Raw genomic sequence first — 19,300 nt, 5'->3', positions numbered from 1 at the left:
GAAAGTAAATCTACTGCAAACCGGCATGGATCAAGTAAATATTTAAATATTTTTATAGGCTTATATTTAAATAGATGAATGATGATAATGCCATTACTTGCTTTTAACAAAGCCTAATATTTAACCTGATTAACTAGAGAACAATAAAAGTATTATAGGCTTGCTTTAAAGCCCTGCGGACTTTAAAGCAAAGCCTGCGGCCATTTTAATTGGCAATTTTTTAAGGGGTGAGATAAATGATTACCGGGGTTGGTGTTGACATAGTTGAGATAAGAAGGATAAAAGAAGCTGTTGAGAGAAATGATAATTTTATAGATAAGCTTTTTAATAAAGAAGAAATAGATTACCTAAAAAGCAGAGGAATGAGATCAGAATATATTGCTGGAAGGTTTGCAGCGAAAGAAGCTGTAGCTAAAGCACTTGGAACAGGTTTTAGAGGTTTTAGTTTTAAAGATATTGTTATAGATAGAACAGCACTTGGAAAGCCAATTGTAGTACTTAAAGGAAAGGCAAAGGTTATTGCTCAAAAAAGCGGTGACTACAAAATACATTTAAGTATTTCTCATGGAGAAGATAGTGCTATTGCTTATGCTATGATAGAAAATGCAGATTACAGGAGTGAAGAAAATGAAGATAGCATCAGGATATATAATGAGGGAGATCGATAAATATTGCATAGACATTTTGAAAATTCCAAGTATAGTTTTAATGGAAAATGCAGCACTTAAAATTATAGAAAACTTGGAACTTGATAAATGGTTTTCTTTCACTGTTGTATGCGGGAAAGGAAATAATGGTGGAGATGGGCTTGCTGTTGCAAGACACTTATTTGTTTTAGGAAAAAAGGTAGAAGTATTTCTAATTGGAACTGAGGAAAATCTAATTGGAGACACTAAAACTAATTACTTCATATTAAAGAATATGGGCATAAAAATAAATAAAATAAGCAATTTAGAAGACATAAATGAACTTAGAGATTCCGCTGTAAGATGTGATGTTGTTGTAGATTCAATCTTTGGAACCGGGTTAAGCAAAAAGATAGATGGAATTTATGATGATGCTATATCCATAATTAATGAAAATAGCAAATATATATTATCTGTAGATGTTCCTTCCGGGTTTAACAGTGATAATGGTACTGCTATGGGTAATTGTGTAAGAGCCAATAAAACCGTTACCTTTCAGTTATATAAAAAGGGATTTTTAAGTTATGGAAGCGATAAATACACAGGAGAAATAATTGTTGAAGACATTGGAATCCCGGAATTTGTTATAGATAAATTTCATGAAAATGAATTTATTATTGATAAAAAAATGATTAAAGATAGACTTATCACAAGAGATAAATATTCTCATAAAGGAGATTATGGAAGAATATTGATTGTAGCTGGTTCAAAAGGCTTTTCAGGTGCAGCATATATTGCAGCTGAAGGAGCTGTAAGAAGCGGAGCCGGACTTGTAACCTTATGCTGCAGTGAGGAGCTTCAAATTGGTTTGAGCATGAAGCTTACAGAAGCTATGACTATTTCCTTCAATGATAGAGACAGATTGAAAGGAGCTCTTTTAAAATGTAATTCTATAGCTATAGGTCCTGGAATGGGAAATAATGAGGACACTTTTGAGGTTGTGAAGTATGCTCTAGAAAATGCAAAATGCCCTGTGGTAATTGATGCAGATGGGATAAATGTTTTAAAGGAAAGTCTTTTTATTCTTAAAAATAGAGAGCAGGGTGTAATATTGACTCCTCATTTAGGAGAAATGGCTAGAATAACTGGGCTAGATATAGATTACATTAAGGAAAACAGAATAAAGGTATCTGAAGAGTTTGCAAAAGAATATGGAGTTGTTATAATATTAAAAGGCTATAACACAATAATTACTGATGGTACTACAACTATAATAAACCCTACAGGAAACAGCTCCATGGCTTCAGGCGGAATGGGAGACTGCTTAACTGGAATTATTGCATCCTTCATAGGACAGGGATATAAGCTTATGGAAGCAGCAGCTCTTTCAACGTATATTCATGGATATGCAGGAGACAGACTTTCTGAGGAAATGTTCTGTGTAAATGCCAGCCATATTTTAGAAAGCCTGCCTTATGTGATAAAAGAACTTCAGCAGTAATGAAGAATAATAAATAAGTATGATGAATAGTATTAATAATGAAATTCTTATTCTTGGAGGCTAAAGTGAGAAGGAAAATATTAATACTATCCATTGCGTTATTGACTTTTATCAGCATTTTATCAGGCTGCAGAAGGGCTCAAAGAGATCCGAATGAAATAACGAGTTTTCTTAAAGACCTAAAAAGCTACAGTACTGATTTTACCATGGATATAAAAAATGATAAACAAGTTATAGTTCATGAGGGTAAACAATACTACAAAGAGGGACAAGGTTATAGAGTAGAGCTAAACAAAGACAGAGTATTTTTATATAAGTCAGATAAAATATACGTAAATGATGTTAAAAATAATTTTAAATATACTTTAGATAAAGATTTTGACAATATTTATAAAATCACATTTGTTGAGCAGTATATAAACATGTTGTCTACAAATGAAGATGTAAAGTATGACTATAAGACTATTGAAGACAAAAACTATCAACTTATAGAATTAGCAATTCCAGGAGGAACAAGAGAAACAAGCAAGGCTGTAATGTATGTGAATGCCAAAACTTATCTTCCTGAGTGGATTATGGTATATGATGAAAATAATAAGGAAAGAATAAAAATAACTTATAAGAACTTCCATTGTGAAGAAGAACTTGATAATAAATTGTTTAATATTGACTGATGGTTTTCTTACTGAAGATGGACAGACTGTAAAAACGCAAAGCGATTTTTAACGGGGGGATAAATGTGTTCAGGCACTTAAGACCAGTATGGGCAGAGGTAGATTTAGATAAACTCGCTCATAACATGAGAGAAATACGAAGGGTTTCAAAAAGTAAAGATATTATTGCGGTAATAAAAGCAGATGGTTATGGACATGGAGCGCTTGATATAGCACCAACATTACTTGCAAATGGCGCTACTAGAATTGCTGTGGCTGTACTAAATGAAGCTGTAGAATTAAGACGAGGCGGTATTGAGCAGCCGATTATGATTTTAGGATTTACGCCTCCAAGTCTTATAGACTTGCTTATAAGATATGACATAGAACAGACAGTTTATTCTTACGATTTAGCAAAGGAAATATCAGAGGCAGCACGGAAGAAGAATAAAACTGCAAAAATACACATAGCACTTGATACAGGAATGGGAAGAATAGGTTTTCTGCCCGATGAGGAAAGCCTAGAAGAAGTATATAAAATCAGCAAGCTTCCAAATATAATCATAGAAGGACTATTCTCACATTTTTCTTCAGCGGATGAAAATAATAAAGAATATACTAAATTTCAACTTGATAAGTATAATGGTTTTTATGAAAAACTAAAAGAAAAAGGTGTCAATGTAAATATAAGGCATATTGCAAATAGTGCTGCGATAATTGATCTGCCTGAGTCCCATTTTGAAGCGGTTAGACCAGGAATTATTTTGTACGGCTATTATCCATCTGATGAAGTTTTAAAAGAAAAAATAAATTTAAAGCCTGTAATGTCCCTTAAAACAAATATAGTCCACATAAAAAAGCTTCCAGTTGGGGAGTATATAAGCTATGGAAGGAAATTTAAAACATCTAGGGAAAGTATTATAGCAACCCTTCCTGTCGGTTATGCTGATGGCTATACAAGGCTTTTATTTGATAAGGCAAAGGTTATTGTAAATGGACGTTTTGTACCAGTTATCGGACGTATATGTATGGATCAATGTATGGTGGATGCTACTGATATTCCAGAAGTAAAACTCGGTGATGAAGTTATTTTGATGGGACAGCAGGGTGAGATGAAATTTACAGCAGATGATATTGCTGAACTTATAGGAACTATAAACTATGAGGTTACCTGCATGATAAGTAAAAGAGTTCCTAGAGTATATATTAAGGATGGAAAAGTTGTAAAGATAAGAAATTATGTATAGTTTTTAAAGAGTAAAGCTATATAGAAACATTAAATATCTTCACATTGAGCTGCCCCAAAAGATCCAATCTTCAAGGATTTATGGGACTGCTCAATGTGATTAGATATTTGCTTTCTATATATATGACGCAAAATGGGGAAATACAAATTATTACTTTGACATATTGACATATTGTGAATTATAATCTTACTATACATATTTATGCCTAAATTAAATTGTACTATTTAGTACAAAAACTTTAAGCGTAAATACCTTAATTTGTATATTACATGCGGATAAGTATCATAGATATCAAAGTAAATCAGATATTTAAATTTAGTAAAAATCATAGAAGCATGGATATTTTACTCGATTAAATCTAGATTTACTATTTGAATCTATATAGTACACGAAGCATTAGGAGGCGTTTATTTCCCATGGCAGGTTCAAAAAAACTCGTAGTCAACCTCAATGAAACACTTTATAATGAATTTAATAAGGCACTTGAAGAAGATTGCAAAAAAAGAAGTGAATTTATTAGGGATGCCATAATATTATATATTGAGGAGAAGAAAAGACTTAATTTTATTGATCAGATGAGAAAGGGATATATGGAGATGGCTCAGCTAAATCTAGAAATTGCAGAAATGGGCTTTGCAAATGATATAGACGAGTTAAAAAAGTATGAAGCGAAGCTAGCGGAGAGTGATTTTCCAAATGACGACAGTAGTGAAAAGAGGAGATATATTCTATGCTGATTTAAGCCCAGTAGTAGGATCAGAACAAGGCGGGATAAGACCAGTTATCATTATACAAAATGATGTAGGTAATAAATACAGTCCAACAGTAATTGTTGCGGCAATTACTTCACAGATAAATAAAGCAAAACTTCCAACACATGTTGAAATCTCCTCAGAAGAATATGGTTTGAACAAAGATTCTGTTGTTTTGCTTGAACAAATTAGAACCTTAGACAAAAAAAGACTAAAGGAAAAAATAGGTCATATGACTGAGGGAGACATGAAAAAAGTGGATGAAGCACTTTCTATAAGTGTTGGGTTGTAATAGGGGGCTTTTTAGCCCCTTTTTATGGTTAATTAACAATTTAAAATTAATAATTCTTAATTGTTAATTATTCATTAAACAAAAGAGGGGGATTATCATGAAGCATTATTTAGAAGATGCATTATACTGTTTAAAATTATCATTATATTTTTTTGCAGGTTCATTTATTGTAGGATCAATAGTTGGACTCATTCTGCATGGCTTCAGTTTTAGAGAGGTTATTGTTTGGGGATGCAGGCTGACAGAGATAATAGGCACTATTGGATTAGTTTTATCAGGAGTTTCTTTTGTAAAAAGAGATTTAATGAGACCTCTTAACTATCAAAGGCAGTGGGATACATACTTTAAGAAGTTTAATTTATCTCATGTTATATTTTTAATAGCTATTTTTATTATTTCCTACTCATTTATAATTGAGTATTTTATTGGTCCTGCAAGAAGTGTTTAGTATTTATAGGAGGCTAAAGTCCTAAATGGACTTTAGCGGGTAGTTTGTGAGGCTGAAGTCTTAAATAGACTTTAGCGGGTAGTTTGTGAGCGAAAGCGACCCAGTGCCCAAAGGGAGCGAACACTCATAAACTACCCAGTGATCCGACAAAAAGGAGGATTCTATGAAAAGATTTAGGGATTATTTTCTTATCACAGTTGGTTTTTTATTAGTAGCGTTTTCATTGGAGCTGTTTTTAGTACCGAATAAGATAGCTGCAGGAGGGGTATCTGGAATAGCAATAATAATTAACAGTATTTTTCCTGCCATTGATGTAGGATTGCTTATGCTAGGTATGAACGTAATATTGTTTATAGTTGCATTTATAGTTATAGGTAATAAATTTGGAGGAAAGAGTATATACGCAAGTTTAGGACTCTCAGGTTCAATATGGCTTATGGATAAGCTTGAAGTGTCTAGGTTTGTTCTTACAAATGATTTGCTTCTTGCCTCTATTTTTGGAACCTTACTTTCTGGTATAGGAATGGCTATTGTGTTTAATCAAAATGCATCCACAGGCGGAACAGATATAATCGCCAAAATATTAAATAAGTTTTTCCATTTAGATATAGGAAAGTCTCTTCTAGCAGTGGATTTTATTGTAACTATATTTGCAGGAGTAACCTTTGGAGCAAATGTGGCTATGTATGCGCTGTTATGTGTAATAATGAATGGCTTTGTTATAGATAATGCAATTGAAGGCTTTAATACTTGTAAGGAAATAATGGTTATAAGCACAAAAACTTCTGAGATAAGCAGATATATAATAGATGAACTTGAAAGAGGATGTACTATTTTTAATGGTAAAGGCGGCTATAGTGCAAAAAATACAGATATATTATATACTGTACTACATAGAAAGCAATTTATAAAACTTAAAAAATTCATTAAGGAAGTGGACAGTAGAGCATTTATAACAGTAAGTGAAGCACATGAAGTACTTGGTGAAGGATTTAAGGATATGCTTGGAGACGAGTAAATAAATTAAGGATGAATAATGAAGAATTTAGGGAATTTTTATGGTAGGGACAACAGAAAAATAATAGTAGTTTATGGAAATGACGTTTTGCGAGCAAAACGTCTATTTTTTTGCTCAGCATTCATAAAATCTACATATAAGAAGGATATAATATTTTAGAAAACCTTAAAAAATGATTTTGTTCATCAATTCTTCACTCTTAATTCTTCATTATTAATTGTCCCAAAAGGGACTCTATGTTATAATGAACTCGTGCATTGTGTATTTTTGTGTAAAAAATTATATTAATAAGGAGTTGCAGCAATGATTGAATTTAGAAATGTTAGTAAAATATACGACAATAATGTGACTGCACTTAAAAATGTAGATATAAGGATAGAAAGAGGAGAGTTTGTTTTTTTGGTGGGTCCAAGTGGAGCAGGTAAATCAACTTTTATAAAAATGCTTTTAAAGGAAGTTGAGCCTACAAATGGTGAGATTATAATAAATGATAGTTTAGATATAACTAAATTAAAAAGAGGACAAGTACCTTATTATAGAAGAAAAATAGGTGTAGTATTTCAGGACTTTAGGCTAATTCAAAATTTAAATGTATACGAGAATGTTGCTTTTGCAATGAGAGTAATAGAATCGAGTCCAAAAGAAATCAGAAAAAGAGTGCCAATGATGCTTTCGTTGGTTGGTCTTTCAAATAAGTATAAATCTTTTCCGCATGAATTGTCTGGCGGGGAGCAGCAAAGGGTTGCATTAGCAAGGGCTATAGTAAATAATCCTACTCTATTAATTGCTGACGAACCTACTGGAAACCTTGATCCAGAAACTGCAATGGGTATCATGGAAATACTTAGTGATGTTAATCGTGCAGGAACAACAGTTGTAATGGCAACCCATGCAAAGGATATAGTAGACGTTATGAAAAAGAGAGTAATTGCTGTGGAAAAAGGATCAATTGCAAGAGATGAGAAAAGGGGGCTGTACGGATATGAAGATTAATACTTTTAAACATTTTGTCGGCGATGCGTCAAAAAACTTACGAAGAAACAGAACTATTAGTACAGCATCTATGGCTACAGTAGCAGCAACCTTGTTTATACTTGGATTATTTATGCTTACTATATTAAATATACAGCAGATGATGAAGGAAGTTGAATCAAAGGTTGAAGTAAAAGTAGTTTTAAAAAATGATATTAAGGTTGATGAACAAAAGGCTCTTGAAAAAGCTATTAAAGATACAGAAGGCGTTGTTGATGTTGCCTTTGAAAGTAAAGGTCAGGCTCTTGATAATCTAAAAAAACAGCTTGGAGATCAGAATAAGACTTTAGTAGAAGGCTTGGATCAGGAAAATCCACTTCCTAACTCTTATATTATAAAGATGGACAAACCAGAAAGAGTTACTGCAGTTGTTGATAATATTAAGAGTATGTCAGGTATTGAAACGATAAAAGATGCAAGGGATGTAGTTGATAAAATAATTTCTATTACTAATGCAATAAAGTGGGTGGGAATTGTTATATTTGCAATACTAATCGGCGTTTCATTATTCCTTATAGGTAACACTATTAAGCTTACGGTTTATGCTAGAAGAAGAGAAATAGGAATAATGAAATATATAGGTGCTACTGACTGGTTTATAAGATGGCCATTTATCTTGGAAGGAGCATTTATAGGAATTATCGGAGCTCTAATTGCTGGATTACTTTTATACTATGGCTACAGATTTTTATATTTAAAAATGAATGCTGGAATTATGATGGTTCAGCTAATTGGCCCTGCTTACGTTATGAATACAATGCTTATTGAATTTATTGTTGGAGGAATTTTGATAGGAATAATCGGAAGTGTCCTCGCTATAAGAAAATTCTTGGCAGTTTAAAAAATTAAGAATGAAGGATGAAGAATGATAAGTAAAAACATCATTCAATTCTTCATTCTTAATCATTAATTCTTCATTACATAAGTGTTTGGGGTGGTTGTATGAAAAAGAGTATCGGCATGGCTTTAGCATTAATAATGTGTTTAACATCTGTAACTTATATTAGAGCTGATGAACTTACAGATGCACAGAAAAACCTTAATAATATTAATGACTCCATAAGTGATAAAAAAGATGAATTAAATAATATTAATAAACAAAAAGATAGCACAGAAAAAAACTTGAAGGACATTGAAGAAAAAATGAAAAACACTTCAAGCTCCTTGAGTGAACTTAATAGTAAAATGTATGATTTAAATACCCAAATAGAAGGTCTTGAAAATCAAATCAAAGAAAATACCAGCAATTTAAGCCATCAGAATGAGCTTTTTAAAAAAAGAATACGAGCTATATACATAAATGGTAATGAGAGCTATTTGGATATCCTTCTTAGAGCAAGTGATTTTTCAGATTTCTTTAACAGAATGGATTCAGTTGCAAAATTAATGGAGTACGACAGAAAACTTATGAAAGATATTGAAGATGATAAAAAAGCTTTGGAAGCTGAAAAAGCTGAGCTGCAAAAGAAAAAAGGCAGTACATCAGCATTAAAACAGCAGGCTGATGTTAAGCTTAATGATCTTCAAGCCGTTTCCGATAAGAAAAAAGATATAATGAGTGAGCTTACAAAAAATAAAACGGCTTATGAACAGATGATAGATGAGGAAGAGCAGCAGTCAAAAGCAATAGCTGCAATAGTTAAGCAGATACAAAAGAAAAAATCAGAAGAACAAAAACCTAAGCCTAAGCCTTCTGGTCAGACAAATCAAGGCGGAACTTCATCGAATACAAGCAATACAAATAATAATACTAATAATAGTAATGCTGGCTCAGGAAGTTCATCTTCAATTGGCAAGCTATACTGTGTAACAGGTAAAAAAACATACATAACTTCACCTTATGGATGGAGAGTGCATCCTGTTCTTGGAACAAAAAGATTTCATGCAGGAATTGATATAGGAGTGTTTAGTGGAACTTCAGTATATGCATTGACAGATGGAGAAGTAATTTATTCAGGATGGATGAGCGGCTACGGAAATGTAGTAATGATAGACCACGGCAGCTTAACTAGTGTTTATGGACATAATTCTTCCTTAGTAGTTAAGGTTGGACAGAAAGTAAAAGGTGGACAACTTATTTCATATTCAGGAAATACAGGTCTGTCAAGCGGGCCTCATCTGCATTTTGAAATGAGAAAAGAAAATGGAGATACAATAGATCCAAATCCATATTATGTTAAATAGTAAAGTAAGGGGATGTTTTACAACATCCCCTCATATTTTTATACTTAAAAATATAATTTTGGAAATTTATTTTTTTAGTGTTATAATTATTTAGTATTTATATAAATATATAGATAAGCTATTTTATTAATGCTTAGTTAAAAATAAGTAATACAGGAGGAGCAGGCATGAATATCAAAAAGAAATGGATAGCATGGACTGTTGCTATAGTTTTAGCGACAAATCTTTTAACTTATTACGGAACCAGGAGAATTTCTTTGGTGCTTCCTGGCGGAACAACCATAGGTGCACAGCAGTTTACAGATGCTTCAAAGTTTCAAAAGATGTTTGAGGTTAGACACCTTTTAAATAAACTGTACGATGGAAAAATAGACGATAATGCACTTGTAGAAGGAGCAATTAAGGGAATGACAGCTGCATTAAATGACCCATATACTGTTTTTATGAACCAAAAAGAGTATGAAGCTTTTAGCTCACAGACAGAAGGAGCTTATTCAGGAGTTGGAATACAAATCGAGGTAAAAGAAAATAATATAGTAGTTGTTTCAACTTTCGAAGATTCCCCTGCTAAAAAAGCAGGAATACTTCCTGGAGATGTTATAGAGAAGGTAAATGGAACAGATGTAACTGGGAAGGAATACGACAAGGCTGTTACAATGATGAAGGGAAAAGAAGGCACTAATGTTGATATAACTGTTTTAAGAAATTCAAAGGATACCCATACATATGCAGTAAAAAGATCAAAGATAACGATTGATACCGTTAGCGGCGAAATGCTTTCTAATAATATAGCTTACATAAAATTATCGATGTTTGATGAAAATACAGGTAAAAACTTTGACAGTAAGTTAAAAGAATTAAAGGATAAAGGTGCCAAGGGACTTGTTTTAGACTTAAGACAAAATCCAGGAGGACTTTTAACCACTTGTGTAGATGTAGTATCTAACTTTATTCCAAAGGGAAAAACAGTAGTATCTACTGTTGATAAAAATGGAAATAAGGATGTAAGAGAATCTAAGGGCGGATTAGCAGTAGGAATGCCTTTAGTCGTTTTAACTGATGGCTTAACTGCCAGTGCATCAGAAATTGTTTCAGGTGCAGTCAGAGATTATAAAATAGGAACTCTTGTAGGCGAAAAAACCTTTGGAAAAGGTGTAGTTCAAACTGTAGTTGATACAGGTGATGGAACAGCACTTAAGGTTACTATGGCCAAATACTACACTCCAAATGGAGAAAACATACACAAAATAGGTATTCAGCCTGATGTTAAAGTTGAATATCCGGAAGATTTATTGAAGAAGCCTTATTCAAGAAGTTCAGATCCACAATTTAGCAAAGCATTAGAATTAATCAAAGAAAAGATGAAATAATTTTTAGAGGAGAACATACATGCATGAATATATTACTTAGCACTTTAAGAGCTATTGCCTATACGTTGACTGATCCAATGCTGGCATTTATGCTTGTAATACTAGCTGTAATTTTATACAGACAAAACAAAAAAACTACCATAATGCAAAGAATGATTATAGGAGATAGCCTTAATTCTGCTTTAGAGCTTACTTTATCACAAATAGTAATAGGTATTTTTGCAGGCGCCTTTGCAAGTGTCATACTAACCTTTTTAGGTGTAGCTTTTGACAATGATTCAGCCATATATCTGATTTTTTTAATATCTATATTTTTTATGTTTTGGAAACCTAAATTTATTTGTTTTGCATACTCGGGGGCAGTGCTTGGCTTTATAAGCCTGTTCCTGGAGCTTATATCAAAGGTATATGCTGGAGTAAGATTTAATTTTCTGGGAAATACCATAAACTTATCTGATATAAATATACTAAAAATAGATATTGGAGCTCTAATGACAATGGTGGCAGTACTTCATTTTGTTGAAGGACTTCTTGTTATGATAGATGGAAAAAAGGGCTCTATTCCTGTATTTACCAATAGAGATGATAAAATAATAGGAGGCTTTGCCTTAAGGAGAAGCTGGGTAATGCCAATAGCATTATTTTTTATAGTCAGCAATGCAAGCAGTATAGGAATGACCGAAAATATAGCGACACCAAATTGGTGGCCTGTTTTGAAAAACTCCTCGCTTATAGGTATGGTAAAAGATGCTGCAGTAACTATATTTGCTTATTATGGAGTAATAGGCTACAATTCAGTAACCTTCACAAAAAACAAGGAACAAAAGGTTGTTTCTTCAGGAGTAGGTCTTCTTGCCTATAGCGCAATTCTATTTGCTGTTTCTCAATTGGCTCACCTTGGATATTTTTATAAGCTGTTTGTAGTTGTTTTTGCACCAGTAGCACATGAGCTTATGCTTAGTGCACAAAGATATTTAGAGGTTAAAGGAACTCCTAAGTACTTGAGCACTGAAGAAGGAATAATGGTTTTAGAAGTAGCCCCAAATTCTCCCGCAAAGGAGATGGGGATTAGAAGCGGTGACTTAATCGTAGAAGTTAACAGCAGAAAGGTTGAAAATGAGCAGGATATATTTTCTGCGGCTAAGGAGGCTTTAAACTTTATAAGCTTCAAACTTAAAAGAGGTGTAGGTAATTTAAAGGAAGTAAGCACTAATAAATTAAGTTCGGATAAAAGGTTAGGATTGGTTTTAGTTCCTAAAAATGTTCCGGGTGATGATAAAGTAGTTAGGTACGATGATAACAAATTCAAGGAAATGCTTGATAAGATGAAAAACAAAAATGACGACGATAATGAAATGTAGATTGAAGAATTAATTCTTCAATCTACATTTTTTTAAGTTCCACACTTCCCCTGTAGATTTCAATAATTACTTGTATTAGAATTATTGACAGTGATTAATTTAAAGTATAAAATAATATTTATCGAACAAATGTTCATATTGGAGTTGATGTAATGGGAGAATTTAAAATAAGTTCAAAATTTAAACCTACAGGTGATCAGCCTCAGGCAATTGACAGTCTTGTAAAAGGAATAAATAGCAGTGAAAAATTTCAAACACTTATGGGGGTAACGGGCTCTGGAAAAACTTTTACAATGGCTAATATTATAGAAAGAACACAAAAACCTACGCTTGTTCTGGCACATAATAAAACTTTAGCTGCTCAGCTTTGCTCAGAGTTTAGAGATTTTTTTCCGGACAGCTGTGTAGAATATTTTGTGTCTTATTACGATTATTATCAGCCGGAAGCTTATGTACCTCAGACTGATACTTTTATAGAAAAAGATGCTTCAATAAATGATGAAATAGATAAGCTTAGGCACTCGGCTACAGCAGCATTATTTGAAAGACGGGACGTTATAATAGTTGCTTCTGTTTCCTGTATTTATGGTCTTGGTAACCCGGAAGAATATAAAAACTTGACTATATCTCTAAGAGAAGGCATGAGTAAAGACAGGGATGAGGTAATTAAAAAGCTTATAGAGATACAGTATGAAAGAAACGAAATTAACTTTGTAAGAGGTACCTTTAGAGTTAGAGGAGATGTCTTGGATATCTTTCCGGCAGGCTCCACTAACAAGGCAGTTAGAATAGAATTTTTTGGCGATGAAATAGAAAGAATTAGAGAATTCGATGTTTTGACAGGTGAAATATTAGGTACAAGAAATCATATATCAATATTCCCTGCTTCCCACTTTGCTACTTCTTATGAAAAGCTGGAGGTTGCAATAAAGAAAATTGAAGAAGAGCTGGAGGAGAGACTTAGAGAACTTACAGCTCAAGACAAGCTTCTGGAGGCTCAAAGATTAAAGCAGAGAACAAACTTTGACATTGAAATGATAAGAGAAGTTGGCTACTGCAGCGGAATTGAAAATTATTCGAGAATATTAGATGGTAGAGCAGCAGGTTCACCACCGCAGACATTAATAGATTATTTCCCTGATGACTTCCTGCTTTTTATAGATGAAAGCCATGTAACGCTTCCTCAAGTACGAGCAATGTATGCCGGAGATAAGTCAAGAAAGGATACCCTTGTTGAATACGGCTTTAGACTTCCAAGTGCATACGATAACAGACCACTTAAGTTTCCGGAGTTTGAAAAAAAGATAAATCAAGTTATATTTGTCAGCGCTACTCCTGCTGCTTATGAACATGAGCATTCAACTAATATAGCACAGCAGATAATAAGGCCAACAGGTCTTTTAGATCCGGAGATAATAGTAAGACCGGTAAAAGGTCAGATAGATGATCTTTATGCAAGTATAAAAGAAACTATAGCAAAAGGCTTTAGAATATTAGTAACTACTTTAACCAAGAAAATGGCAGAGGATTTAACTAAATACCTAAAAGAGATGAATATAAAGACAAATTATCTTCATTCAGATATAGACACAATTGAGAGGATGAAAATCATAAGAGATCTTAGAAAAGGTGATTTTGATGTTTTGGTTGGAATTAACCTGTTAAGAGAAGGATTAGATATACCTGAAGTAGCATTAGTAACAATACTTGATGCTGACAAGGAAGGCTTTTTGAGATCAGAAACCTCTCTTATACAAACCATAGGAAGAGCAGCAAGAAACTCTGAAAGCAAAGTAATAATGTACGCAGATGTTATTACAAAATCTATGGAAAAGGCTATAGGAGAAACAAACAGAAGAAGAAAAATACAAATGGAATATAACGAAAAGAATGGAATTACCCCTACTACTGTTATGAAGGGCATTAGAGATGTTATTGAAATTACAAAGGTAGCTGAGGAGCAGGCAGAGTATAATAGTTTAGAAGAAGCAATCAAGGCTAATAATGAAAATATAGATAATCTTATTGCAAAATATGAGCAGGAGATGAGCCAGGCGGCAAAAGACCTGCAGTTTGAAAGAGCAGCGCAATTGAGAGACATGATTTACAAATTGAAAAAAGAAAAGAAAAAGAACTAATCGGAGGTTTACATGAGAGATAAAATTGTAATTAAAGGAGCGAAAGTTCACAATCTAAAAAATGTGAACCTTGAGATTCCTAGAGATAAATTTGTTGTTTTTACAGGGCTTTCTGGTTCAGGCAAGTCTTCACTTGCTTTTGATACTTTGTATGCTGAAGGTCAAAGAAGATATGTAGAATCACTTTCAGCCTACGCAAGACAATTTTTAGGACAGATGAATAAACCTGATGTAGAGTATATTGAAGGATTATCACCAGCTATTTCTATAGACCAAAAAACAACCAGCAGAAATCCACGTTCTACAGTAGGAACAGTAACAGAAATATATGATTATCTTAGATTATTATATGCAAGAATAGGTGTTCCTCATTGCCCTAAGTGCGGTAAGGAAATAAAGCAGCAGACTGTAGATCAAATGGTTGATAAAATTATGGAAATGCCGGAAAGAACAAAGCTGCAGATTCTTGCGCCTGTAATCAGAGGAAGAAAAGGTGAGCATGCAAAGGTTATAGAAAACATAAAAAAGAACGGCTTTGTAAGGGCAAGAATTGATGGAAACATAGTAGAGCTTACTGAGGAAGAAGTAAAGCTTGAAAAAACTAAAAAGCATAATATTGAAGCTGTAATAGACAGACTTGTTGTTAAAGAAGACATTAGAAGCAGATTGGCAGATTCTCTAGAAACTGCTTTAGGACAATCAGAAGGATTGGTTATAGTTAATATAATTGATGGTGAAGATATGCTGTTTAGCGAAAAGTTTGCCTGTGCAGACTGTGGAATAAGCATAGATGAACTAGCACCAAGAATGTTTTCCTTTAACTCCCCTTTTGGAAAATGCGATAGATGCGATGGACTTGGTACTCTTATGGAAATTGATGAGGATTTAGTTATTCCTGATAAAACAAAAAGCATAGCAGATGGAGCTATAATCCCATGGAGCGGTGTTAGCGGAAAGGATGATTCCTGGACTTATAGCGTTTTAAAGGCTCTTGCAAAGGAATATAAATTCAGCCTGGATACGCCTATACAGGATTTACCCCCTGAAATAGTTAAAATACTTTTATATGGAACTAACGGACAGAAGATAAGAGTAAGATATGAAAGAGAAACAGGAGTAGGAGAATTCAATCATAATTTTGAAGGAATTATAAATACTCTAAAGAGAAGGTATTTTGAAAGCAATTCGGATTCTATAAAAAGTGAAATTGAAGGCTATATGAGCGATGCGGCCTGCCCGCAATGCAAGGGAGCAAGACTTAAACCAGAAACTCTTGCAGTAACTGTAGGAGATAAAAATATTCATGAACTATGTCTTTTATCAATAAGAGACGAATTAGAATATATTGAGAATCTAGTTCTTTCTGAGAAAGATACTATAATAAGCGGCCAAATTTTAAAGGAAATTAAAAGCAGACTTAAGTTTTTAGTAGATGTAGGTCTTGATTATCTAAATCTATGGAGAAATGCAGGTACATTATCTGGTGGAGAAGCGCAGAGAATAAGACTTGCTACTCAAATAGGTTCAAGTTTGGTCGGCGTTTTATATATACTTGATGAGCCTAGCATAGGACTTCATCAAAGAGATAATGATAAGCTTATTGCTACCTTAAAGCATCTTCGCGATTTAGGAAATACTCTTGTAGTAGTTGAGCATGATGAAGATACTATGAAGGCTGCAGACTGCATTGTAGATATCGGGCCAGGTGCAGGTGAGCATGGGGGAGAAGTTGTTGCAGTAGGAACACTTGATGAAATTGCAAAGTGTGAAAATTCTATAACAGGCCAGTATCTAAGTGGCAAAAAATCTATAGAGGTTCCAGAGGAAAGAAGAAAACCAAATGGAAACTTTATTACTATTACTGGTGCTAAAGAGAATAATCTTAAGAATGTAAATGTTAAGTTTCCAATGGGAGTATTTACAGCAGTTACTGGTGTTTCAGGTTCAGGAAAAAGTACTCTTGTAAATGAAATACTCTATAAAGGATTAAATAAAAAGCTTAATAATTCAAAGAATATGCCTGGAAAGCATAAGGATATTCTTGGAGTTGAAAATATAGATAAAATAATAGATATTGACCAAAGCCCAATAGGAAGAACTCCACGTTCTAACCCTGCAACCTACACTGGAGTGTTTGACATTATAAGAGAAGTGTTTTCTACAACCTCTGAAGCTAGAATGAGAGGTTATAAATCAGGTCGTTTCAGCTTCAATGTAAAAGGCGGAAGATGCGAAGCCTGCAGCGGTGATGGTATTATAAAGATAGAAATGCAGTTTTTATCAGATGTTTATGTGCCTTGCGAGGTATGTAAAGGAAAGAGATATAATAGAGAAACTCTTGAAGTTAAGTACAAGGGTAAAAATATAGATGAAGTTCTTAATATGACAGTTGAAGAAGCGTTAAGATTTTTTGAAAATCTTCCAAGAGTTAAGAATAAGCTTCAAACTCTTATGGATGTTGGACTAGGCTATGTAAGGCTTGGACAGCCGTCTACACAGTTATCTGGCGGTGAAGCACAAAGAATCAAGCTTTCTTACGAGCTTTCAAAAAGAAGCACAGGAAAGACTCTATATATACTTGATGAGCCAACAACGGGACTTCATATAGACGATGTTAGTAGATTGATAGAAATAATTCAAAGATTGACAGATGGAGGAAACACTGTTGTAGTTATAGAGCATAATCTTGATGTAATAAAATGTGCTGATCATATTATAGATTTAGGCCCCGAAGGCGGAGAAAAAGGCGGAACAATACTAGCTTCAGGAACACCTGAAGATATAGCAAAAGTTTCTGAGTCTTATACAGGACATTATCTTAAAAAAATGTTATAATATAGCTAATAAGACTAGCATATAATGAATATGCTAGTCTTATTAAATTAATAATTTCAAATTAATAATTTCAAATTAATAATTTAATGAACAAAAAATCTATTAATGGATTTCAGATTTAAATTTTAATTATAAAATGCTATTTAATTATTAATCATTAATTAACAGAAAGGTAGTGGTTTTGTTTGGATTTTAGCAAGTTAAGTATGATTTTCAAATTTGCTATTTTAGCTATAGTTTATTTAATTATATTTTTTGCGCTTAGAATAATGTACAAAGATATAAAAAGCGGAGGACGTAAAAAGGTTTCTAACAGGAAAGGTACCTTTGGACTTGAGGTTATAGAAGCAGGAGAAAACACAAATTTAAAAAACGGCGGAATTATACCTGTTCAAGGTGAGCTTACTATAGGAAGAAAAAATACTAATCATCTTATTTTAGAGGACCAATTTGTATCAGGAAATCATGCAAGAATATTTGTGAAAAATACGGATTACATAATTGAAGATATGGGAAGTACTAATGGTACAAAATTAAATGATGAAAGACTTGAAGATAGGGCAATACTCAGAGTTGGTGATGAAATTCAAATAGGAAGTACCCTTTTTAGAGTTATAGGATAGGTGATATAGTGGACAGTATAAGAGATGAAAAGAAGCTGCTTAGATATACATATCTTCTATGTCTGGTATGCTTTTTTAATGTAGCTTTATTAAAGCCTCCTTTCGATAAAGGAGCTATGATTATTTCCGTTATAATGATAATATTAATCGCTTACTCTCATTTTATAGTAAGGCGTTTTTACCCTGATGGCGATAAGCATATATTTGTATTTGCCAGTATCTTATCAGTTATAGGCATAGCTACACTTTATAGAATTGATTTAGCTATGAAAACAACCTTTGCAATAAAGCAGGTAATGTGGTTTGCTCTAGGAGTTGCAGCTTTCATTATTATAGTTGTACTATTACCTGATTTAAAAAGATTTCAAAAATATAAATATGCATATATGGTTTTAACTTTAATATTTATGTCTATTTCACTATTATTCGGAGCTGAAAGAGGAGGAGCTAAAAACTGGATAATAATAGGAGGTTTTAGCCTTCAGCCAGCAGAATTCGGAAAGCTCTTTATGGTTGCATACCTTGCCTCTGTTTTGAAAGATTATAAAGATTTTAAAAGCCTTATTGAGCCGGCCATAGTCATTATGGTTTGCCTTGGATTTATGGTTATGCAAAAGGATCTAGGTACAGCGCTGATTATATTCGGGCTTTCTGTAACTATGCTTTATATTGCAACTTCAAAATTTAAATATGTAATAACTTGTCTAATTTTATTTATGGCAGGAGGTTTTATAAGCTATAAGCTTTTTGGACATATAAGAATAAGATTTGCGATTTGGCAGAATCCTTGGCCTTATGCAACTGAAAAAGGACTTCAAATAGTGCAGTCTCTAATTGCTATAGCCTGGGGAGGATTGTTTGGAAAAGGATTAGGCTTTGGTTTTCCTCAGTACATACCGGTAAGAGAATCAGACTTTATATTCACGGTTATTTGTGAAGAATTAGGAATTGTTGCAGGTTTAGGTATAATAATAATTTACTTTTTACTTTTCTATAGATCTATGAGAGCAGCAGTATATGTAGAAAATAATTTTTCAAGGCTTATAGCTGTAGGATATAGCGCAGTTATTGCTTCTCAGGCTCTTGTAATACTAGGTGGAGTAATAAATCTTATACCTTTAACTGGTATTACGCTGCCTCTAATAAGTTATGGAGGAACCTCCATGCTAATAACCTTCTGCTCTCTTGGAATAGTGCAGAAAATATCGGAGGGAGAGTAA

Annotated in this window: 17 protein-coding genes; all 17 read left to right on the top strand. The window is 33.3% G+C overall.

Annotation, left to right across the window (positions count from 1 at the left end):
- Nucleotides 1-236: 236 nt before the first annotated feature.
- The 17 genes from acpS to JK636_RS11015 all read left to right on the top strand — a co-directional run bounded on the left by acpS (nt 237) and on the right by JK636_RS11015 (nt 19,300).
- The gene (gene acpS / locus JK636_RS11095) at nt 237-668 is read left to right on the top strand and encodes a holo-ACP synthase (protein WP_202749043.1); all 432 of its coding nucleotides are present in this window, start codon (nt 237-239) and stop codon (nt 666-668) included.
- Entirely contained in the window at nt 628-2,127 is a 1,500-nt protein-coding gene (locus JK636_RS11090; protein ID WP_202749038.1) for an NAD(P)H-hydrate dehydratase, read from the top strand. The genes acpS and JK636_RS11090 overlap by 41 nt, the downstream gene beginning before the upstream one ends.
- Nucleotides 2,128-2,192: 65 nt before the next feature.
- Nucleotides 2,193-2,801 (top strand): germination lipoprotein GerS-related protein, encoded by a 609-nt coding sequence (locus JK636_RS11085; RefSeq protein ID WP_202749036.1) that lies wholly within the window; start codon nt 2,193-2,195, stop codon nt 2,799-2,801.
- A gap of 65 nt (nt 2,802-2,866) precedes the next feature.
- Nucleotides 2,867-4,027, top strand: a complete 1,161-nt coding sequence (gene alr / locus JK636_RS11080; protein WP_202749034.1) for an alanine racemase — start codon at nt 2,867-2,869, stop codon at nt 4,025-4,027.
- A gap of 416 nt (nt 4,028-4,443) precedes the next feature.
- Nucleotides 4,444-4,764, top strand: a complete 321-nt coding sequence (locus JK636_RS11075) for a CopG family ribbon-helix-helix protein (protein ID WP_021653889.1) — start codon at nt 4,444-4,446, stop codon at nt 4,762-4,764.
- The gene (locus JK636_RS11070) at nt 4,724-5,071 is read left to right on the top strand and encodes a type II toxin-antitoxin system PemK/MazF family toxin (RefSeq protein ID WP_034568782.1); all 348 of its coding nucleotides are present in this window, start codon (nt 4,724-4,726) and stop codon (nt 5,069-5,071) included. Before JK636_RS11075 ends, JK636_RS11070 begins: the two co-directional genes overlap by 41 nt.
- A gap of 97 nt (nt 5,072-5,168) precedes the next feature.
- Nucleotides 5,169-5,519: a hypothetical protein gene (locus tag JK636_RS11065; RefSeq protein WP_202749032.1), complete on the top strand. Its 351-nt coding sequence runs from the start codon at nt 5,169-5,171 to the stop codon at nt 5,517-5,519.
- Nucleotides 5,520-5,682: 163 nt separating this feature from the next.
- Nucleotides 5,683-6,537: a YitT family protein gene (locus JK636_RS11060; protein ID WP_202749030.1), complete on the top strand. Its 855-nt coding sequence runs from the start codon at nt 5,683-5,685 to the stop codon at nt 6,535-6,537.
- Nucleotides 6,538-6,840: 303 nt separating this feature from the next.
- A complete protein-coding gene (gene ftsE, locus JK636_RS11055; RefSeq protein ID WP_202749028.1) occupies nt 6,841-7,530 on the top strand; it encodes a cell division ATP-binding protein FtsE in 690 nt (229 codons plus the stop codon).
- Nucleotides 7,520-8,410: a permease-like cell division protein FtsX gene (gene ftsX / locus JK636_RS11050; RefSeq protein ID WP_202749026.1), complete on the top strand. Its 891-nt coding sequence runs from the start codon at nt 7,520-7,522 to the stop codon at nt 8,408-8,410. Before ftsE ends, ftsX begins: the two co-directional genes overlap by 11 nt.
- Before the next feature lie 101 nt (nt 8,411-8,511).
- Nucleotides 8,512-9,753, top strand: coding sequence for a murein hydrolase activator EnvC family protein (locus tag JK636_RS11045; RefSeq protein WP_202749025.1), 1,242 nt, complete (start codon nt 8,512-8,514; stop codon nt 9,751-9,753).
- A gap of 167 nt (nt 9,754-9,920) precedes the next feature.
- Complete coding sequence (locus JK636_RS11040) at nt 9,921-11,123, top strand: S41 family peptidase (RefSeq protein WP_202749024.1); 1,203 nt, start codon at nt 9,921-9,923, stop codon at nt 11,121-11,123.
- Between the two features lie 23 nt (nt 11,124-11,146).
- Entirely contained in the window at nt 11,147-12,484 is a 1,338-nt protein-coding gene (locus JK636_RS11035) for a PDZ domain-containing protein (protein WP_202749023.1), read from the top strand.
- Between the two features lie 152 nt (nt 12,485-12,636).
- Nucleotides 12,637-14,622, top strand: coding sequence for an excinuclease ABC subunit UvrB (gene uvrB / locus JK636_RS11030; protein WP_202749022.1), 1,986 nt, complete (start codon nt 12,637-12,639; stop codon nt 14,620-14,622).
- A 12-nt stretch (nt 14,623-14,634) separates the two neighbouring features.
- Entirely contained in the window at nt 14,635-17,457 is a 2,823-nt protein-coding gene (uvrA, locus tag JK636_RS11025; protein WP_202749021.1) for an excinuclease ABC subunit UvrA, read from the top strand.
- A 185-nt stretch (nt 17,458-17,642) separates the two neighbouring features.
- Nucleotides 17,643-18,080 (top strand): FHA domain-containing protein, encoded by a 438-nt coding sequence (locus JK636_RS11020; RefSeq protein ID WP_202749019.1) that lies wholly within the window; start codon nt 17,643-17,645, stop codon nt 18,078-18,080.
- Nucleotides 18,081-18,088: 8 nt separating this feature from the next.
- Entirely contained in the window at nt 18,089-19,300 is a 1,212-nt protein-coding gene (locus JK636_RS11015) for an FtsW/RodA/SpoVE family cell cycle protein (RefSeq protein ID WP_202749017.1), read from the top strand.

Source organism: Clostridium rhizosphaerae, from assembly GCF_016765585.1.
In the GTDB taxonomy this organism is placed as follows: Bacteria; Bacillota; Clostridia; order Clostridiales; family Clostridiaceae; genus Clostridium_AT; species Clostridium_AT rhizosphaerae.
The sequence above is the reverse complement of the archived record's forward strand: the minus strand, read 5'-3'. Positions and strand labels throughout refer to the sequence as shown.